Origin of the sequence: Brevundimonas sp. UBA5936, from assembly GCA_002430835.1 — a bacterium.
Classification (GTDB): domain Bacteria; phylum Pseudomonadota; class Alphaproteobacteria; order Caulobacterales; family Caulobacteraceae; genus Brevundimonas.
Genome location: DJDA01000097.1, coordinates 1 through 3,388 on the forward strand (window position 1 = coordinate 1; position 3,388 = coordinate 3,388).

4 protein-coding genes are annotated in these 3,388 nt (G+C 66.8%); 3 read left to right on the forward strand and 1 reads right to left on the reverse strand.

Going from position 1 to position 3,388, the window contains the following annotated elements; genetic code table 11:
• The first annotated feature begins 80 nt into the window (after positions 1 to 80).
• Positions 81 to 239, forward strand: a complete 159-nt coding sequence (locus B2Y21_RS09095) for a hypothetical protein (protein ID WP_292059087.1) — start codon at positions 81 to 83, stop codon at positions 237 to 239.
• On the opposite strand, the gene B2Y21_RS09100 is transcribed toward B2Y21_RS09095, so the two are convergent.
• Positions 184 to 1,110: an erythromycin esterase family protein gene (locus B2Y21_RS09100; RefSeq protein WP_292059090.1), complete on the reverse strand. Its 927-nt coding sequence runs from the start codon at positions 1,108 to 1,110 to the stop codon at positions 184 to 186. The two genes, B2Y21_RS09095 and B2Y21_RS09100, sit on opposite strands and share 56 nt — an antisense overlap.
• Positions 1,111 to 1,309: 199 nt before the next feature.
• Here B2Y21_RS09100 and B2Y21_RS09105 point away from each other — a divergent pair, with 199 nt between their 5' ends.
• Both B2Y21_RS09105 and B2Y21_RS09110 read left to right on the forward strand, forming a co-directional pair.
• A complete protein-coding gene (locus tag B2Y21_RS09105; protein ID WP_292059092.1) occupies positions 1,310 to 1,513 on the forward strand; it encodes a hypothetical protein in 204 nt (67 codons plus the stop codon).
• Between the two features lie 434 nt (positions 1,514 to 1,947).
• On the forward strand, positions 1,948 to 3,388 hold a 1,441-nt coding region (locus tag B2Y21_RS09110), incomplete at its 3' end, for a VirD2 family relaxase/mobilization nuclease (protein ID WP_292059094.1).

A 3,388-nucleotide genomic window follows, 5' to 3' on the forward strand; every position in this document is an offset into this window, starting at 1 on the left:
GCGCGGCCGCTTCGCGGTCCCTGACCCGGCCCGCCCCGCGCCGGAAACGACCCCTGTCTTTCACTCGACAGGAGGTTCAAATGACCTTGGAACAGCATATCGAAGAACTGCGCGCCGAGCTTCGGGGCGTCGTTGATCCGCGCGAACTGCGTCAGATCGCAGTCGAACTGGAAGCCGCCGAGATCAAGCTGGCGGCGCTCGAAAGGGCGTCGCTTTTGGCTCTGGAGCAGGGGCGATGAGCCCCTGCGACCAAGCGGGCGGTCTTCGGGCGCGATCCCCCCGGTCGCGGAAATCGCCGGTCAGNNTGGCGGCGTCATAGCCGCGCCCAAAGGGCGCATCGGCGGGATAGCTCAAATCGATCAGGCGCGATCGGAAGAAGTCTCCATGCGACAGGTCGCGAAGGTCTAGGAGGGCCGCCTCTACGTTCTTCTCCAAAAGCGCCGCCTCTATCGAATCCGAAGCATGGGCGGGCACGGGGCGGGTCACATCGAAATCGATCTTCGAGCCGTCCAGCGCCTTGTAGAACAGGGCGCTGGTTTCGCCTCGCCCCAGGGTGGTGGCGATGGCGCAAACCCTCCCAGTAAACGTTCTGGAAGAGACGCTGCCGACATAGGAAAGGGCGGCTTTCTGCGCTTCGCTCATCGCCGCGATCTGTTGAGCGGGGCCGGGATCGCGAATGTCCAGATAGACTGTCGGATCCTTCAGGATGTGGTTGTTGTGCGCCCAGACAATGACCTTGCGACCGGGGAATTTCTGCGTGACCAGCCATTCAAGATTGTCGGCCATCGCCTCGTCTCTTGAGCGGCCCTCCCAAGCCACCCGGGCCCAGGCCGCCAGACTGGTCAGCTCCGCTTGGACTTGCCAGACTGCATCGGCCGAGCCCTTTTTCTGCTGAAGCGAAGCGATCATCTGATCGATCGACGCGAAATAGCCCTCCTGCAATTCCTTTGGCGGCGGCGCGGCGAACTCGGCGGTTTGCAGCGCCGCGTACCCGTCGGCGAAGGCCTTGAACTGTTCGTCGGAGAGGTTCGCCCCGACGGTGGAACGGAGAGCCGCCGTCAGGTTTTCGCGGGCCATTTCGCCTTTCAAGCGGCAGTCGAAACCGCACACATCGAGGCGACCGCCCTTGGCGAATACGGCCTCTACATAGGCCCAGAGCCCGTCGACGGCCGGCGCACGGCCCCAGAAATCGNNAGATGCTGCTGTCCGCGAACGGCCGGATCTGCGCCGGCTCGGTTATCTCTTCCCAGCCGCGGGTGAGCGACCAGAAGTCGGCTTCGAAAGCGAGCACGTCGAAGCCGAACCGACGATGCAGGAGCTCAACCAGACGGCCTCGCAGCCGGATCGAACTGCCGTCGCCATGACTTGGCTCCCCCAGCATGACGATATCGCGATCCCCGATGACCGCAGCGAGGGCCTCTACAAGCTTCGCGTCCTGCCCGAGGTCTTGGGCCGCATCGAAGGGCAAGGCCGCTTCCGCAAGCCGCGACGCCACTCCGCCGTCGTTAGCTGATGCAGGCCAGGCCAGCGAAGCGATGCCCGCCGCCAGAAACCCAAGGGATGTCTCGCGTCGCGTAAAAATAGCCAGCCGTCCTAGGATGCTGCAACCCTCGTAGGGGCGAAGGCGGGATTCGGGCAAGCGGCCGGAACCGCCCAGAATTTCAGTCTGGCGGGAGGGGGCGCGGCATCGGCCTTCATCGGCGCGGTGCATCAAGGCGTGCAAGGCAAGATAAAACAACAGCGCCATCGCTCCGGGATGGCGCTGCAAGTGATTGTCTGCACATCGTTTTTTCTAAGATCCAATAGCGCCATGCCCGGCGCGATGGCGCCATAGGGCGCTGAAAGCCCGCAAATCCGGGCTTTGCGATGGCGCCAATAGGCAAGGGCGTTCGGGCGCGCCATGTCGGGGTTTCGGGCGAGGTCTCGCGCCCGCCGAAAGGAGCCGCCATGTCGGACGACGACGATCTCGAACCGCGCCTCGGCCGCATCCGTTCGCTCGGGAAGGCCCGGGCGCGCAGCTATGTCGGCCGCGTCGTGAAGGCGGCGAACCTGGCGCGCGGCGGCGCAGCGTCCGGACGGGGCAGACGGGGTTTCTCCGGCGCGCGGATCGGACGCGGCGCAGGCGTCGGCCGCGTCCTCGCCTCACGCGACCGCTTCTCGGCGCTGCGTCAGCGCCGGGTGATCATCAAGTCGCGTATCGTGCGCCTCGACGGTCCCAAGGGCCTCGCTCCGGCGTTCGCGCACCTGCGCTACGCCGAACGAGACGGAACGACGCGGGATGGAGGACCAGGCCGTCTCTATTCGGCGGACGCGGACAGTGTCGACCGCCGGGCCTTTCTCGACCGTCAGGACGGCGACCGGCACCACATGCGCTTCATCGTCTCGCCCGAGGACGGCGCTTCCTACGACGATCTCAAATCCCTGACGCGCCGCCTCATGGCGCAGGTCGAAATGGATCTCGGGACGAAGCTGGATTGGGTCGCGGTCGATCACTTCAACACCGCCCATCCGCACACCCATATCATCGTGCGCGGAAAGGACGATCGCGGGAAGGACCTCATCATCGCGCGCCACTATCTCTCGCAGGGAATGCGCGAGCGGGCCGCCGAACTCGTCTCGCTCGACCTGGGTCCGCGCAGCGACGTCGAAATCGCCGACCGGCTTCGTGCGGAGGTGTCCCAGGAGCGGCTGACCAGCCTCGACCGGCGGCTCCTTCGCGACCTCGACGCCGGGGGCGTCGTCGTGGCGTTCGAGCGCGATCCGTTCCAGCAGACCTTGCGGGCGGGCCGGTTGCAGACGCTTGGCCGGCTGGGCTTGGCGCGCGAGCTGGGGGCCGGGCGCTGGACCTTCGCGCCGGACTGCGAGGAGACGTTGCGGCGTATGGGCGAACGCGGCGACATCATCCGCACGATGCAGCGCGCCTTCACCGCCCATGGCGTCGAACGTCCGGGCCTGGACGCCGTGATCGCCGATCCCTCCTCGATGCAGCCGATCGTCGGACGGGTGATCGAGCGCGGCCTGTCCGACGAACTCAATGATCGTCACTACCTGATCGTCGACGCCGCCGACGGGCGCATCCACTATGTCGACATCGGACGGGGCGAGACGACGGAGAGACTTCCAGCGGGCGCGGTCGTGCGCATCCGAGCGACGCCCACGGACGCCCGCGCCGCCGACCGCACCGTCGCCGAGATCGCGGCGGCGAACGGAGGCCGCTACAGCGTCGACCTCCACCTTCGTCACGACGCGTCCGCGACGCAGGATTTCGCCGAGACGCATGTTCGTCGGCTCGAGGCCATGCGCAAGGCCGGCGCCGGGGTCGAGCGCGAAGCCGACGGCCGCTGGTTGATCGCGCCCGACCATGTCGCGCGGGCGGCGGCGTTCGAGG